The 15564-nt window shown below is 63.2% G+C and carries 13 protein-coding genes; 4 read left to right on the top strand and 9 right to left on the bottom strand.

Annotation, left to right across the window (positions count from 1 at the left end; genetic code table 11):
* The coding region (locus MRY84_RS05670; RefSeq protein WP_291504772.1) for a metallophosphoesterase at nt 1-416 on the bottom strand (416 nt) is incomplete at its 3' end.
* Nucleotides 416-1153, bottom strand: a complete 738-nt coding sequence (locus MRY84_RS05665) for a GNAT family N-acyltransferase (RefSeq protein WP_291504775.1) — start codon at nt 1151-1153, stop codon at nt 416-418. The genes MRY84_RS05665 and MRY84_RS05670, both read right to left, overlap by 1 nt.
* Nucleotides 1154-1468: 315 nt before the next feature.
* Here MRY84_RS05665 and MRY84_RS05660 point away from each other — a divergent pair, with 315 nt between their 5' ends.
* Entirely contained in the window at nt 1469-4393 is a 2925-nt protein-coding gene (locus MRY84_RS05660; protein ID WP_291504771.1) for an EAL domain-containing protein, read from the top strand.
* 129 nt (nt 4394-4522) lie between these two features.
* On the top strand, nt 4523-6748 hold the full coding sequence (locus MRY84_RS05655; RefSeq protein WP_291504770.1) for a bifunctional diguanylate cyclase/phosphodiesterase: 2226 nt from the start codon (nt 4523-4525) through the stop codon (nt 6746-6748).
* Between the two features lie 93 nt (nt 6749-6841).
* Here the strand turns inward: MRY84_RS05655 and MRY84_RS05650 are convergent, their stop codons facing one another.
* The 5 genes from MRY84_RS05650 to MRY84_RS05630 form a co-directional block, all read right to left on the bottom strand.
* Nucleotides 6842-7861 carry an amino acid ABC transporter substrate-binding protein gene (locus MRY84_RS05650; RefSeq protein ID WP_291504774.1) on the bottom strand — a complete coding sequence of 340 codons (1020 nt, stop codon included), beginning with the start codon at nt 7859-7861 and terminating at the stop codon, nt 6842-6844.
* A 152-nt stretch (nt 7862-8013) separates the two neighbouring features.
* Nucleotides 8014-9348 (bottom strand): phosphoglucosamine mutase, encoded by a 1335-nt coding sequence (glmM, locus tag MRY84_RS05645; protein WP_291504769.1) that lies wholly within the window; start codon nt 9346-9348, stop codon nt 8014-8016.
* Between the two features lie 113 nt (nt 9349-9461).
* Complete coding sequence (gene folP, locus MRY84_RS05640) at nt 9462-10301, bottom strand: dihydropteroate synthase (RefSeq protein ID WP_291504768.1); 840 nt, start codon at nt 10299-10301, stop codon at nt 9462-9464.
* Between the two features lie 136 nt (nt 10302-10437).
* Nucleotides 10438-12357 (bottom strand): ATP-dependent zinc metalloprotease FtsH, encoded by a 1920-nt coding sequence (gene ftsH / locus MRY84_RS05635; protein WP_291504767.1) that lies wholly within the window; start codon nt 12355-12357, stop codon nt 10438-10440.
* 172 nt (nt 12358-12529) lie between these two features.
* Entirely contained in the window at nt 12530-13192 is a 663-nt protein-coding gene (locus MRY84_RS05630; protein WP_291504766.1) for an RlmE family RNA methyltransferase, read from the bottom strand.
* A gap of 102 nt (nt 13193-13294) precedes the next feature.
* Between MRY84_RS05630 and MRY84_RS05625 the strand changes: the two genes are divergently transcribed.
* Both MRY84_RS05625 and MRY84_RS05620 read left to right on the top strand, forming a co-directional pair.
* Nucleotides 13295-13768: a YhbY family RNA-binding protein gene (locus tag MRY84_RS05625; RefSeq protein WP_291504765.1), complete on the top strand. Its 474-nt coding sequence runs from the start codon at nt 13295-13297 to the stop codon at nt 13766-13768.
* Nucleotides 13768-14544 carry a glycosyltransferase gene (locus tag MRY84_RS05620; RefSeq protein WP_291504764.1) on the top strand — a complete coding sequence of 259 codons (777 nt, stop codon included), beginning with the start codon at nt 13768-13770 and terminating at the stop codon, nt 14542-14544. The genes MRY84_RS05625 and MRY84_RS05620 overlap by 1 nt, the downstream gene beginning before the upstream one ends.
* 24 nt (nt 14545-14568) lie before the next feature.
* On the opposite strand, the gene MRY84_RS05615 is transcribed toward MRY84_RS05620, so the two are convergent.
* Together MRY84_RS05615 and greA are read right to left on the bottom strand one after the other, a co-directional pair.
* Nucleotides 14569-15018 carry a DUF4149 domain-containing protein gene (locus MRY84_RS05615; protein ID WP_291504763.1) on the bottom strand — a complete coding sequence of 150 codons (450 nt, stop codon included), beginning with the start codon at nt 15016-15018 and terminating at the stop codon, nt 14569-14571.
* A 14-nt stretch (nt 15019-15032) separates the two neighbouring features.
* The gene (gene greA / locus MRY84_RS05610; protein WP_291504762.1) at nt 15033-15509 is read right to left on the bottom strand and encodes a transcription elongation factor GreA; all 477 of its coding nucleotides are present in this window, start codon (nt 15507-15509) and stop codon (nt 15033-15035) included.
* Nucleotides 15510-15564 lie beyond the last annotated feature (55 nt).

Here is a 15564-nt window from a genome sequence, read left to right as displayed (position 1 = left end):
GTGTGCACCGCGTCGGCTCGAACCTCGATGCCGCCAAAGGAATGCCCGACAAACGCCCGCGCAAACTCATCGTGGTTGCCGGGCACGAACACCACCCGGCATCCCTTGCGTGCCCGGCGCAGGAGTTTTTGCACCACATCGTTGTGGGCCTGGGGCCAAAACCACCTGCGCCGCAGTTGCCAGCCATCGACGATGTCGCCCACCAGATACAGGTGCTCGCTCGGGTGGTGCTTGAGAAAATCCAGCAACGCATGCGCTTGGCAACCGGGCGTTCCCAAGTGCACATCGGAAATGAAGACTGCGCGAAAACGCTGAGGCTCCCAGGGCGCTTGCGTATCCTGGGGATATTCCGCCGCGCTGCCCGGCTGCTGGGAAGTGCCCGCCCAGGGCCCCAGAGCGTCGAACGCGGCGCGCATCAGACCCCCAGGAAATGCTTGCGGTAGCGCGGGTGCAAGTCCGCCAGCCGCATGAGCATCGGCAGGTCGGCGGTATTGAAATCAGGGTCCCACGCGGGGGCTCCCAGCACGCGGGCCCCCAATCGCAAGTACCCTTTGATGAGTGCGGGGGGATCCACGTGGATGGAACTGTCCAGTTGCTCCACGGGCAAGGGCAGACGGGGCAGCACGCGATATTCGATCGGCGCCAAATGCGTTTCACGGACCTGGCGCCAGATGCTGGCAGCCGCATCGCCGCTGACCACGCCATTGCACAGCATGGGAATGCTCGCGCAGCCAATCATGGTGTCCAGCTCGTTGCGCACCATGAAGTCCGCCAGCGCACTCCACAGCACCATGATGACGCCGCCGTGGCGATGGTCGGGGTGAACGCAACTGCGCCCCAGCTCCACCATGCGCGGGCGCAGGGATCGAAGGCGCGTCAGGTCGAACTCGGTATCGCTGTACGTGCTGCCGACCCGCCGTGCCTGGGCTGGCGTGAGCACACGGTAAGTCCCAATGACTTGCCGCGTCTGCGCGTCGCGCACCAGCAAATGTTCGCAATAGTCGTCAAACAGGTCGATATCGTGGCCAGGAATGGGGGTCGTCAATCGAGCGCCCATTTCCGCCGCAAACACTTCAAACCGCAGACGCTGAGCCTCCCGCACTTCGTCCTCGTGCCGCGCCCACGCCACTTCGATCGCGCCACCGGCCGCCATCGGCAGCCTGGCGGACGGCAGACCCGAGCCTCCCATCGCCCGGGGCGTGGCGGCGTTCGAGGACAGCGGTGGAGGCGAGGTAGTCAGCTCATTCATGGTGCAACATCTCCGTTTGTCTGGCGCGGCCGGGAGGGCTGGCGTGCAGGCAGTGTGAAAGCGCCGCGTGACGCAGGCGTGTCGCGGCGATGTCAATTCCGTGACGCCGCGCAGCACTCAACTCGCGCCTGTTGAGATACCTCACGCGGCCTGCATAATGGAACGAGGAACTGCAACGTGCTCCCCGCCTCGCCCACCCCACGTGCTCAAGGCCCTGCCATGGGAGCCTTGCTTGTCTTCGTGCTGGCGGCAATCTGCGCGGGGACCGTGGTCTGGGTACTGGAGCGCCAGGAGCTTTCTCAGCAACGCACCCAGGTGGCCGACATGGCCGGCGACCACGTGCAGGCGCTGCAGCGCGCCATCGAACTGGCCCTTTCGGCCAACAATGCGCTCGTCGCGCTGGTACGGCAAGGCCATGGCAAAGTGACGCAGTTCGAAGAGATCGGCAATGAGATGCTGCCGTTCTACCCAGGCATCGCTGCCATGGGCTTGTCACCCAATGGCGTGGTGCGGCACGTCGTGCCACGGCAGGGAAACGAAAACTCCATCGGTTTCGACCAGCTCAACGACCCTCGCCAAGGGGCGGAGTCCGTCAGGGCGCGCGAAACGGGCCGACTGACGCTGGCCGGCCCCGTGGAGCTGGTCCAAGGCGGCCTGGGCGTGGTGGGCCGCCAACCCGTCTATCTGGAAAACAACCACGGGCACCGCGTATTCTGGGGATTCACCTATGTCACCATCCGCTTGCCCCAGGTGCTGGAAGCAGCCCGGCTCCCGCAGCTGACCACCCGGGGATACCACTACCGACTCTGGCGCATCCACCCGGAAACGGGGCAGGAACAAACGATCTCAGCCTCGGAGCCTCCCCCGAGTGCAGACGCCGTTAGCAGGTCAATGAACCTGCCCAACGGACAGTGGACACTGAGCCTGGAGCCGGCCAAAGGCTGGGGCGATCCAGGCACGCTGGGCCTGCGCATTGCCATTGCCCTGTTGTTTTCCGTGATGATGGGCTACCTGGCGCGCCTGGTCTTTGAATTGAAAGCGCACGACCAGGCACTGGCGTTCCAGGTGGCGCAGCGCACGTCCGAAATCCAGGCCACGCAGCAACAACTGCGCGCCACCATCGACGCGATTCCAGACCCCCTCTTTGAGCTGGACCAGGATGGCGTCTATTGCAATGTGCACAGCCCGCGGGCCGAACTGCTGGTCGGGCCCGCCGAGGAGTTGCTGGGCCGCAAGGTCTCGGAGGTACTGCCCGCGACTGCCGCCAGTGCGGTGATGGGCGTCCTGCAGGAAGCACTGGTGCAGGGCTGGTCCACGGGCCGCCAGATCATGGTGGAACTCCCGCACCTGGGCACCACGTGGTTTGAGCTGTCCGCAGCCCTCAAGGCCACGTCGCGCCCGGAGGCGCCCCGCTTCATCGTGCTTTCGCGGGATGTCACCGAGCGAAAGCGCGCCGAGGAGCAACTGCAACTGACGGCCCAGGTGTTCGACCAGAGCAGTGAAGCCATCGTGATTGCGGACGCAGCGCACACCATCGTGCGGGTGAACCGCGCATTCACACGGATCACGGGCTATACCCAGCCAGAGGCCGTGGGGCATCCCTTGAATCTCATTGCCGTCACCAAACCCAACCCTGGCTTTGAGCCGAACGGCATTTACGCACAGCTGGCCAGTGGCGGAAGCTGGGAAGGCGAAGCCTGGGGGGGCCGCAAGGACGGTTCGCAGTACCCGCAGTGGCTGTCTATCAGCGGAGTGCGGGACATCGACGGCACTGTGACCCATTCCATCACGCTGTTCCGCGATATCACCACCCAGCGGGAGGCACAGGACCGCATTCAGAGGCTGGCGCATTTCGACCCCTTGACCGGCCTGCCCAATCGCACACTGCTTGCGGAACGGGCTCGCATCCACATTGCACAGCAGCACGCGCTGGGCGCAAGCCTGGCAATGCTCTTCCTGGATCTCGATCACTTCAAGAACGTCAACGATTCGCTGGGCCACCGGACTGGAGATACCCTGCTCGTTGCAGTGGCGAAAAGGCTGGAATCGCTGATCACAGAGCAGGACACCATCGCGCGCCTGGGCGGGGACGAATTTCTGCTGCTGCTGCCCTCGGCTTCGGCATCGGCCGCCGCCGACATGGCCGCCCGGTTGCTGGCAGCAGTGGCCGAGCCCTTCCAGATTGACGCCTACGAACTCACCACCACGCTGTCCATCGGCATTGCGATGTATCCGGCCGACGGGGCTTCCTTTGACACGCTGTACCAGCGAGCAGACGCAGCCATGTACCGCGCCAAGCAAAGCGGGCGGAACCGCTACGGCTTCTACACGGCCGACCTGCAAGAGCGCACGGCCCGCGCCTTGCTGGTCGAAAACGCCATGCGGCGTGCGCTGGAGCGCGACCAGTTCGAATTGCACTACCAGCCGCAGGTTTCGCTCGCCACGGGCCGCACGGTAGGCGCGGAAGCACTTTTGCGCTGGCGCCACCCGGACCTCGGATGGATATCGCCCGCGGAGTTCATTCCAGTGGCAGAAACCAGCGGCATGATCGTCGCCATTGGAGAATGGGTCATCCGGACTGCGGTACACGATGCCAAGCGCTGGCTCGATATGCAGCTCCCCTTGCTGGCCGTTTCGGTCAATGTGTCGGCCGTTCAATTCAGACACGCCCAATTGCCCGAAATGGTTACCCGCTGCCTGGAGGAAGCTGGTTTGCCCGCGCGCCGGCTTGAGCTGGAGTTGACCGAAGGAGCGGCCGTGGACGACCCGGCAGCCGCTTTGGCCATGATGGACGAACTCCATGACCGAGGCGTGCGGCTTTCGATGGACGACTTCGGCACGGGCTACTCGTCACTGAGCTACCTCAAGCGTTTTCAGATCTACAAACTCAAGATCGACCAATCCTTTGTACGCGACCTGGAGGACGACGCGAACGATCGGGCCATCGTCAGCGCCATCATCCGCATGGCGCAAGCGCTGGGCATGCTCACGACGGCGGAGGGGGTGGAGACAGAGGGGCAACTGGAGTTCCTGCGGGAGCATGGGTGCCAAGAGGGCCAGGGCTACTACTTCAGCCGTCCACTACCAGCAAGCGCGTTCGAAGCGTATCTCCGCGAACATCAGATCCCGCCACCGCCGAATTGACGCCTAACGCCCTCCTGTAAGCCGCCCAAAATGCACGGCTATTGGTTAAAAATTGAGCAATCAGGTCAGCACTGATACACTTTGGTACAAATGAGCTTGGCCGTTGGGGCCACTGCCCGACCGGTCTTCATGCTAGCGCCACACAGCCTCCTGGAATCTCAGCTTCCCGGACCTCCCTTTCATGCATCCTTGCAGCGCGCCCTGCGCGAGCAGCAGACGCTGCTCGACAGCGCGGGGGTGGGCATTGTTTTTCTGCGCCAGCGTTGTGTGGTGCGCTGCAACCAGCGGTACGCCGAGATCTTTGGGTACGACCACCCGGAAGAGCTCAACGAACTCACCACGGAAACGTTTTACCCCTCACGCGAGGCGTTTCGTGATCTCGGACGTGCCGCCTATCCCGTACTGGCGCAGGGTGAAACCTACCGCGTGGAACGCCCATTGCGGCGACGCGACGGCACTCTGTTCTGGGGCAGCCTGACCGGCCGGCTGATCAACCCCCAGGACACCTCCGAAGGCTCGATCTGGATCGTTGACGATATCGACGCACAACGCCGCGCCCAGGCTGCGCTGGACGCGGCCGTGCGGGAAAAGCAACTGCTCTTTGACAGCGCGATGGTGGGGATCGTCTTCATCCGCGACAGGCGCCTGACCCGCTGCAATCACCACTTTGAGCAAATGCTGGGATACCAGCCGGGAGAGCTGGCAGGCTGCTCGTCCCGCCAGTGGTATGCCAGCGATGCCGCTTGGCATGAGGCCGGAGCGCGTTGCTACCCACAACTCGCTGCCGGGCACTCCTACGAGGGCGAACTGGAACTGTGCCGCAAGGACGGCACGCCCGTGATCTGCGAGGTCCGCAGCAAGGCGATCGACCCCGCCAATCCTTCGCAAGGTTCCATCTGGATCACCATGGATATCACGGAGCGCAAAGCGGCGCAGGCCGTGCTGGCCAGGACGCACGAGGAACTGGAACGTCAGGTGCAGGACCGGACCCGGGAATTGCGCGAGACCGTAGACAACCTGCACCGCGAAATCAACGAACGCAAGGCCGACCAGGACCGCATCTACTGGCTGGCCCACTACGACGCCTTGACGGGACTGCCCAACCGCACTCTCCTGGCCGAGCGGGCACAGCAGGCCATCCGTGTCGCCCAGGAATCCGGCACGCCTCTGGCTGTGATTTTCCTGGACCTGGATCACTTCAAGCATGTGAACGATTCGCTGGGCCATCGCGTGGGTGACGCGCTGCTGGTGGAGATTGCCAAACGGCTGCGTGCAGTGGTGCGCGACAAGGACACGGTGTCGCGCCTGGGCGGTGACGAATTCATCTTGTTGCTGCCCGGCGCAAATGCGCACGGTGCGGCGCGCGTGGCTGGCAAGCTGCAGGACGCATCGCGCCAGCACTACCAGATCGCCCACCACGAACTCACCATGGCACCCTCCATGGGGATTGCCCTGTTTCCGCAAGACGGCGCCGACTTCGACACGCTGACCCAGTCTGCTGACGTGGCCATGTACCGCGCCAAGCTCGATGGGCGCAACACCTTCAAGTTCTTTACGCCCGAGATGCAGGCCCAGTCCGTGCGCGCGCTGCAGCTGGAGAACGCCCTGCGCCGAGCGCTGGAACGCGGTCAGCTGCACCTGCACTACCAGCCGCAGATGAGCCTGGCCACGGGCGCAGTGCACAGTGTGGAGGCCTTGCTGCGCTGGCAGCACCCTCAGCTGGGCGATGTGTCCCCGGCGGAGTTCATCCCCATTGCAGAGGACAGCGGACAAATCTTGCAGATCGGAGAATGGGTGCTGCGCACCGCACTGTCTCAACTCAAGATCTGGCGTGCAACGGCGTTTCCCGGTCTCACGATGGCGGTCAATCTGTCGGCCATCCAGTTCCGCCAGCCCCAGCTACCTGAACTGGTCAGCCGCATGCTGAGCGAGTTCCAGCTTCCGCCGGATTGCCTGGAACTGGAGCTGACGGAAGGTGTCGCCGTGGACGACCCCCACGCCGCAGTGTCGACCATGGACCAGTTGCATGCCCGCGGCGTGCGCATGTCGATGGACGATTTTGGAACGGGCTATTCATCGCTAAGCCAGCTCAAGCGGTTCCAGATCTTCAAGCTCAAGATCGACCAGTCCTTTGTCCGCGATCTGGGCAATGACACCAACGATCGCGCCATTGTCAGCGCCATCATCCGCATGGCACAGGCCCTGGGCATGCGCACCACGGCCGAAGGCGTGGAAACGGCTGGCCAGCTGAGCTTTCTGCGCGAGCAAGGATGTGATGAAGCGCAGGGCTACCATTTCAGCAAGCCGCTATCGGCGCCGGAGCTCGAAGCCTTCATGCGCCGGCAGCTCACTTGAACCGCTTGGGGCCTGTCGACCCGGCAGAACTGAACGAGAAAGCGGGAAACGGACGTCTTCGCTGCCGCGGCGGGTGGTGGCGACGCGGTGCGGTCACCGGACCGGAAACGCATACATCAGCCCACCCTTGTTCCACTGATTGTTCAGCCCACGCGGGATGCCCAGTGCGGACTTCGAGCCCACGTTCCGCTCATAGATCTCGCCATAGTTGCCCGTCGCCCGGACAGCACGTGCCAACCATTCGCGGTCCAGGCCCAGCAACCTGCCGGTGTCTTCCGACATTCCCAGAATCCGCTGCACCGCAGGATCGGTGCTGGATTTGAGCTGATCCAGGTTGTTCTGTCCCACTCCGTATTCTTCGGCCTCGATGAGGCCATGGATGACCCAACGTACGATGGCGAACCATTCGTCGTCGCCGCGGCGCACCATCGGGCCCAGGGGTTCCTTGGAAATCAGTTCCGGCAGAATGACGTGGGCCGACGCCACTTTGCCAGGCTCCGCGCGGCGCGCAGAGGCGAGGCCCGACGCGTCGGTGCTGTAAGCGGCGCAACGCCCCGCGAAATACGCCCGCGTTGCGGCGTCCACCCGCTCGAACACCACCGGCTTGAGATCCAACTGATGGGTGCGCGAGTACTCCACAAGGTTCTTCTCCGTCGTGGTCCCGGACTGGATGCACACGGTCTGGCCCTTGAGCTGCTTGACGCTTCTTACTTTGCTCTTGACTGGGACCAGAAAGCCCTGCCCATCGTAGTAAGTAACAGCTGTCTGATGCAAACCCATTGACGCATCGCGTGTGAGCGAGAAGGTGGTGTTGCGTGAAAGGACATCGATCTCCCCCGACTGAAGCGCGGTGAATCGCTGGTGCGGCCCGAGGGGGACATAGGCGACTTTCCGCCCGTCGCCCAGCACGGCGGCGGCCACAGCGCGGCAGATGTCCACATCGAGCCCGGCCCACTGACCGTTTTCATCCGCCGCCGAGAAACCGGGCAAACCGGTGTTCACGCCACAAACCACCGTCCCACGGGACCGCACGGCGTCGAGTGTCTTGCCCGCATGGGCTGGCATCGCCCAGCCCAAGGTAGCGAGCAAAACGCAGGCCGCGGCTCCAGCCATTTGGGGACGAATAGCTTTCACATTGGCTTTCCAGAAGGATGCAAGATCCACAACAAAGTCTCCTGCGCTGTCACTGCACAAGGCTTGCGCCCCGCATTTTCAGAACCTGCCGCTTGCAATGATGAGGGCCAGGCGCCGGTTGCAAGGAAAAATCAACCGGCCCGGGCCGCGTCTGCCAGCCTTTGTGCACAGGAGCTTGCCAGCTGGGCACTGCGCGCTTCCACCATGACGCGCAGCAAGGGTTCGGTGCCGCTCGCCCGGATGAGCACGCGCCCAGAGCTACCGAGCTCCTGCTCTACCGCCCGCGTGGTATCCGCCAGGACCTGGTTGGCTTTCCAGTCCTGGCCTGGCTGCAGGCGCACATTGAGCAGCACCTGGGGATACAGCGAAACGCCCGCCAGAAGTTGCGCCAACGTCTGCCCGCTGCGCACGCAAGCCTGCAGGATTTGCAGCGCACTCACGAGCCCGTCACCGGTGGTGTGCCGGTCCAGGGCCAGCAGGTGACCCGAGCCTTCTCCGCCCAAAACCCAATGGTGCCGCGCCAGTTCTTCAAGCACATAGCGGTCGCCCACTTTGGCGCGCACGAATTTCACGCCCCGCTCCCGCAGTGCCACCTCGACCGCCATGTTGGTCATCAAGGTGCCGACGACGCCGGGCACGTGCTCATCCCGGCCCATCCGGTCTGACGCCATCAGGTAGAGGAGCTCGTCGCCGTTGTACAGGCGGCCCGAAGCATCCACCATTTGCAAGCGATCCGCGTCGCCATCCAGCGCAATGCCATAGTGGGCGCGGTTCGCACGCACAGCGCGCACCAGGGCGTCCGGGTGCGTGGCACCTACCTCGTGGTTGATGTTGAGTCCATCGGGAGCGCAGCCAATCGACAGGACCTCCGCACCCAGTTCGTGGAACACTTTGGGCGCCACCTGGTAGGCCGCCCCATGGGCACCGTCGACCACGATCTTGAGCCCCTTGAGCGTCAGATCCTGCGGGAAGGTGCTCTTGCAGAACTCGATGTACCGGCCCGCCGCGTCATCGAGGCGCCGCGTCTTCCCAAGGCTTGCGGAGTCAGCCCATACAGGCGGCTCGTTCAGCGCAGCCTCCACGGCAAGTTCCCATTCATCCGACAGTTTGGTGCCCTGGGCGCTGAAAAACTTGATGCCGTTGTCAGGGTACGGATTGTGGCTGGCGCTGATGACCACCCCCAGACTGGCACGCTGCGCACGCGTCAGGTAGGCCACCCCTGGCGTGGGCAGAGGGCCGAGCAACATCACATCAACACCTGCCGAGTTGAAACCGGACTCCAGCGCACTCTCCAGCATGTAGCCGGAGATGCGCGTGTCCTTGCCGATCAGCACCATGGGACGCTCTTCCGTGCGGCGCAATACACGCCCCACCGCATGGGCCAGGCGCAAGACAAAGTCCGGGGTGATCGGGGGCTGCCCGACCGTGCCGCGAATACCGTCGGTTCCAAAATACTGGCGCGTCATGTCCTAACGTCTCCTCGTGCAGGTTGTCTGCTGTTTGTGTTGTGTTTGATGCGTTGGGTGCTTTGTGCTGGCGGCACGTGATGACGGAACGTGCTTGTTGGGCGCTCGGCCCATCAGCCCTCGCCACCAGCTTGCCGCATCGCATTCCAGACCGCCAGCGCGGCCACCGTCTCCCGGACATCGTGCACCCGCAGGATCGAGGCACCCCGTTCGGCCGCCAGCACCGCTGCAGCAACGCTGGGCACCATGCGGTCATGGACATCCAGCCCCGTCACAGCACCCAGGGACGACTTGCGCGACCAGCCGGCCAACAGCGGATAGCCCACAGCGCGCAGTACCGGCTGGTGGGCCAGCAGGGAAAAGTTCTGCTCCACCGTTTTACCGAAACCGATGCCCGGATCCACCACAATGCGAGCCTTTTCGACCCCGAGCGCTTGTAGATCAAGCGCACACCGCTCCAAAAAAGATAGCACCGATGGCAGCACATCGCCCATCATTGGCGACGCCTGCATGGTCTGCGGGTCGCGGTGCATGTGCATCAGGCACACACCGCACCCCGGGTGCGCGGCAACCGCTGCAGCGGCGCCCGGCTGCCGCAGCGCCCAGATGTCGTTGATGATGTCCACCCCGACGTCCAGCACGGCCCGCATGACCTCGGCCTTGTAGGTGTCCACCGAAATCGGTACACCCAGCGACACCGCCTCCCTCGCCAACGGCAGCACACGCGCCAGTTCCTCTTCCAGAGGTACCGCCGGGCTACCCGGGCGCGTCGATTCGCCGCCGATGTCCAGAATATGCGCACCATCCTTGAGCAATTGCTCGCAGTGGCGAAGCGCTTCCATGGTGGAGGCATGATGCCCCCCGTCAGAGAACGAATCCGGCGTCACGTTGACGATGCCCATCACGCGCGGCTGGCGGAGGTCTATGGAAAAGCGGGAGGTCTGCCAGATCATGGAGCCATCGAAAAAACCACAAGTGCGCGGGCCAGCGTGAAAACGGAATTAGCCACCGATCGCAGACGGAAACTGCCGTCGCAAAAAAACGGGGCGCAAGGCCCCGCTGAGTCGGATCGTGGTGCGGCGAGCCCTCTCAGGCCGCCGATGGTGCGGTATCAGCCGCCACCGCAGGCGTTCCACCGCTGGAATTGTCGCCGCCGGAGGGGGGCGTGCGTGGTGTCCAGTCCTTGGGAGGACGAGGTTCCTTGCCAGCCATGATGTCGTCCAGTTGCTCGGTATCGATGGTCTCCCATTCGAGCAGGGCCTTGGCCATGGCGTGCATCTTGTCGCTGTTCTCTTCGATCAGACGGCGAGCCAGGTTGTACTGCTCGTCGATGATGCGGCGGACTTCGCTGTCCACCTTCTGCATGGTCTGCTCGCTCATGTTGGTGGTCTTGGTCACCGAACGGCCGAGGAACACTTCGCCCTCGTTCTCGGAATACACCATCGGCCCCAGGGCTTCGGTCATGCCGTAGCGCATCACCATGTCGCGGGCAATGTGCGTGGCACGCTCGAAGTCGTTGCTGGCGCCCGTGGTCATCTGGTTCATGAACACTTCTTCGGCAATCCGGCCGCCAAACAGCATGCTGATCTGGTTGAGCATGTACTCGCGGTCGTAGCTGTAGCGGTCTTGCGCTGGCAGGCTCATGGTCACGCCCAGGGCACGGCCACGGGGAATGATGGTGACCTTGTGGACCGGATCGCACTTGGGCAACAACTTGCCGATGAGCGCATGACCAGCCTCGTGGTACGCCGTGTTGCGACGCTCTTCCTCCGGCATGACCATGCTCTTGCGCTCGGGGCCCATCAGGATCTTGTCCTTGGCCTTTTCGAAGTCCTGCATCTCGACGGTGCGCGCGTTTCGGCGTGCGGCCATCAGTGCGGCTTCGTTGCACAGGTTGGCCAGATCGGCACCGCTCATGCCGGGCGTGCCGCGGGCGATGATGCCGGGGTTCACGTCCTGGCCGATCGGGATCTTGCGCATGTGCACGTTCAGGATCTGCTCACGGCCCCGGATGTCGGGCAGCGTCACGTACACCTGGCGGTCGAAGCGGCCGGGGCGCAGCAGAGCCGCATCCAGGATATCCGGGCGGTTGGTGGCAGCCACCACGATGACGCCCAGGTTGGTTTCGAAGCCGTCCATCTCGACGAGCATCTGGTTCAGGGTCTGCTCGCGCTCATCGTTGCCACCACCCAAGCCCGCACCACGCTGGCGGCCCACGGCGTCGATTTCATCGATGAAGATGATGCAGGGGGCGTTCTTCTTGGCGTTGTCGAACATGTCGCGCACGCGGGCAGCGCCCACGCCGACGAACATTTCCACAAAGTCGGAGCCCGAGATGCTGAAAAACGGCACCTTGGCTTCACCCGCGATGGACTTGGCCAGCAGCGTCTTGCCGGTACCGGGAGGCCCCACCAGCAGCAGGCCGCGCGGAATGCGGCCGCCGAGCTTCTGGAACTTCTGCGGGTCCTTCAGGAAGTCCACGACTTCCTTGACTTCTTCCTTGGCTTCGTCGCATCCGGCCACATCCGCGAACGTGACCTGGTTGTTGTTCTCGTCGAGCATGCGCGCCTTGCTCTTGCCGAAGCTGAAGGCGCCGCCCTTGCCGCCGCCCTGCATCTGGCGCATGAAATACACCCACACGCCGATCAGCAGCAGCATCGGCCCCCAACTGACCAGCAGGGTCATGAGAAGGGAGCCTTCTTCGCGGGGCTTGACGTCGAACTTGACGTTGTTGTTGATCAGGTCGCCCACGAGGCCGCGGTCAAGGTAGGTGGCCGTCGTGCGGATCTTGCGGTCATCGTTGGTGACCGCCACGATCTCAGTGCCGCCCTGCCCTTCCTGGATGGTCGCGCTCTTGATGCGGTTGCTGCGGACTTCCTCCAGGAATTCCGAGTAGCCGATGTGGCCTGCGCTGGCGCCAGCACGGGTGTCAAACTGTTTGAACACCGTGAACAGCACCATGGCGATCACCAGCCACACGGCAATTTTTGAAAACCACTGATTATTCAAGCGGGGCTCCAGTTGCAGGGAACAGAAAACGGACATACGCCCGTCATGGGACGCATGTGCGGCCCATTTTAGGTCTTTCAAGCAGGCAAGCCATGGTTATTCCCCCTAGCGGCCATGGAAACAGCGCGGACTTAGGAGCGTTTATCAGCTGGCTAACCCTGCAGGAGGCCGCTCAGCCCGACTTTTTGAGCCCCAGGCCGACCAGGAACGTCTCGGAAGATTTATCCCGGGAGGCTTTCGGCTTGAAGGGCTTGACGACCTTGAAAGTTTGTTTGAAAAGTGTCACCAAATCACTGTAGCCACTGCCATGGAAGAGTTTGACGACCAGGGCACCGTCAGGCTTGAGATGGTGTGTCGCAAAATCCACCGCCAGCTCCACCAGATGAGCAATCCGTGCGGCGTCCGCCGACTCGATGCCCGAAAGATTGGGCGCCATGTCGGAAACCACCACATCCACTTGGCGCCCGTCCAGGGTTTTCTCCAGGGTCTCCAAGACAGATGCCTCCCGGAAATCCCCGTTGATATAGACAACCCCTTCAATCGGCTCCATGGGCAGGATGTCTAGCGCAACAATGGTGCCATTGAGCTGACCTACCGCCGCGCCGGTGGGGGAAAGCCGGCGGCGCACGTACTGGCTCCAAGCGCCTGGGGTCGACCCCAGGTCCACCACGGTGTACCCCGGCTTGATGAGGCCCAACTGTTCATCGATCTCCTTGAGCTTGTACGCCGCGCGCGCCCGATAGCCCTCTTTCTGGGCGAGTTTCACGTAGGGGTCATTGACGTGGTCGTTCAGCCACGCCTTGTTGACCTTCTTGCTCTGGGTTTTGACTTTCATACGCCTCCATTGTCGCTTGAGGACAGCCATGGCCCCGGGCATGTCCGCGATTTCGCCCCCGCGATGAGGGCGCGATGCGATGGGCCGCGGATAATACGGCCCATGCCCCAAATTCAACTGACTCCCGCCGAGCGCCGGGAACACCGCGCCAACGCCCACCACCTGGACCCGGTTGTCCTGATTGGTGGCGATGGCCTCACGCCCGCCGTCAAGAAGGAAATTGACGCCGCGCTCAACGCCCATGGCTTGATCAAGGTGCGTGTATTCAACGACGACCGCTCAGCCCGGGAACTGATGTACCAGCAGATCGCCGCCGATCTCAATGCCGCCCCCATCCAGCACATTGGCAAACTGCTCGTGCTATGGAGGCCCCAGCCGGCCAAGCAACGCGCCGTGGACGAGGACCGCATGCCCGGCCCACGCGACGTCAAGGTGCTCAAGTTCAGCAAGCGGGGCGGCCAACGGCCAGAGATCAAACAACTGCGCGTGCTGGGTAACCAGCGCCTTACCTCGGGCGGCCAGATCAAGCGCGCCAAGCCCAAGCAAAAATCCATCAAGAAGCGCCAGGCCGACTGATGCGCCCGGAGTCGGATTCCGCAGCGCCTGCAGCGTCCGCCCAAGCGGCCCCTGCCCGCCACATCCTTTGCATGAAGTGGGGTACCAAGTATGGTCCCGAGTATGTCAATCGGCTATACGCGATGGTGCGCAGGCACCTGAGCGGCGACTTTTCGTTCATCTGCCTGACGGACGACAGCACGGGCATCCGCAGCGAAGTGCGGTGCCTGCCGATTCCGCCGCTGGATCTGCCGCCCGGCATCCCTGAACGCGGCTGGACCAAACTCGCCACGTTCACCCAGGATCTGCATGGCCTGAAGGGCACTGCCCTGTTCCTGGACGTGGATGTGGTCATCACGGGCAGCCTGGACGATTTCTTCACTCGCCCCGGCGAATTCCTGATCATCCACGACTACAAGCGGCCCTGGCGCATCACAGGCAATTCGTCGGTGTACCGCTTCGAACTCGGCGCGCACCCGGATGTCCTTGCGTATTTCCGCTCCCACTTCGCTGAAATCCGTGCCCGGTTTCGCAACGAACAGGCCTATCTTTCAGACTTTCTGCACCGGCAGGGCAAGCTGCAGTATTGGCCGACCGAGTGGTGCCCGAGCTTCAAATACCACGGAATCCCTCCCTGGCCCACGAACTACTGGCGGGCACCGTTCGTGCCGCCTGGCGCCCGCATCGTGATCTTTCATGGGGAATGCAACCCGCCCGACGCACTGGCGGGGCGGCGCAACCGCAGGTTCCGCTATATCCGACCTGCCACCTGGGTGGCAGAACACTGGCACGAGTAAGCGCCCCCTCCGTGCAGCCCAGCCTCAACCGGCTGTGGGTTGGCTCTCGGATGGCTCTGGATCCGAATCGTGGCGCAGCGTGTGCCAAAACACCGCCAGCGCACAACACCACTGCAGCGCATACATCAGCGTTCCCACGCTGTGCCACAGGCGCAGATCCTGGCGCGCCACGATCCGCGGCGCCACTCCGAACTGGGTTGCCAAAGCCAGAAGCATGCCTCCCAGTATGAAAACCATAGCTGCTTGCGCCCATGGATACTGCGCTACAGCCTGTTTTGGCCTTGAAACAAGCAACAAGGCCAGGCAACATGCCACGGACACCCATGTCTGCGCGGCAAACAGCTTCGCTGCCATGTTGCCGGCCACCATGGGGGACGGAAGATGGGCAAACAACAGCGGCACAACCAGAAACCCGATGGTGGTCAGGCTCCCCCACCAGAGGGCTGCCACCAGAACGGGAAATCGATCGCGCATGTCCTGCCCCACGCTCACTGATAGCTGACTGCCACGATTTCGTAGCGGCGAATCCCGCCGGGCGCCTGCACCTCGGCCGTGTCGCCCTCTTCCTTGCCGATCAGCGCACGCGCAATCGGACTTGAGATATTGATGAGGCCTTGCTTGAGGTCTGCTTCGTCCTCACCCACGATCTGGTACTTCACAGCATCGCCCGACTCCTCGTCTTCGAGCTCTACAGTCGCGCCAAACACCACCTTGCCACCGCCATCGACCGCGCTCGGGTCAATCACCTGGGCCACCGAGAGCTTGCCCTCGATTTCCTGGATGCGGCCCTCGATGAACCCTTGCCGATCCTTCGCGGCGTCGTAGTCGGCGTTTTCGCTCAGGTCGCCTTGGGCCCGAGCTTCGGCAATGGCGGCGATCACCGCGGGGCGTTCCACGGTCTTGAGGCGATGCAGCTCATCCTTGAGCATTTCAGCGCCGCGCTTGGTAATGGGAATGGTGGCCATCTTGTTGCGTCTCCATAAGTCAAAACGGTGAAAGCGCCGAAAAGCACTTCCACCG

Origin of the sequence: Acidovorax sp., from assembly GCF_022763525.1 — a bacterium.
Taxonomy (GTDB): Bacteria; Pseudomonadota; Gammaproteobacteria; order Burkholderiales; family Burkholderiaceae_C; genus Acidovorax.
Note: the sequence above shows the minus strand (reverse complement) of the source record. Positions and strands in the feature narration are given on the sequence as shown.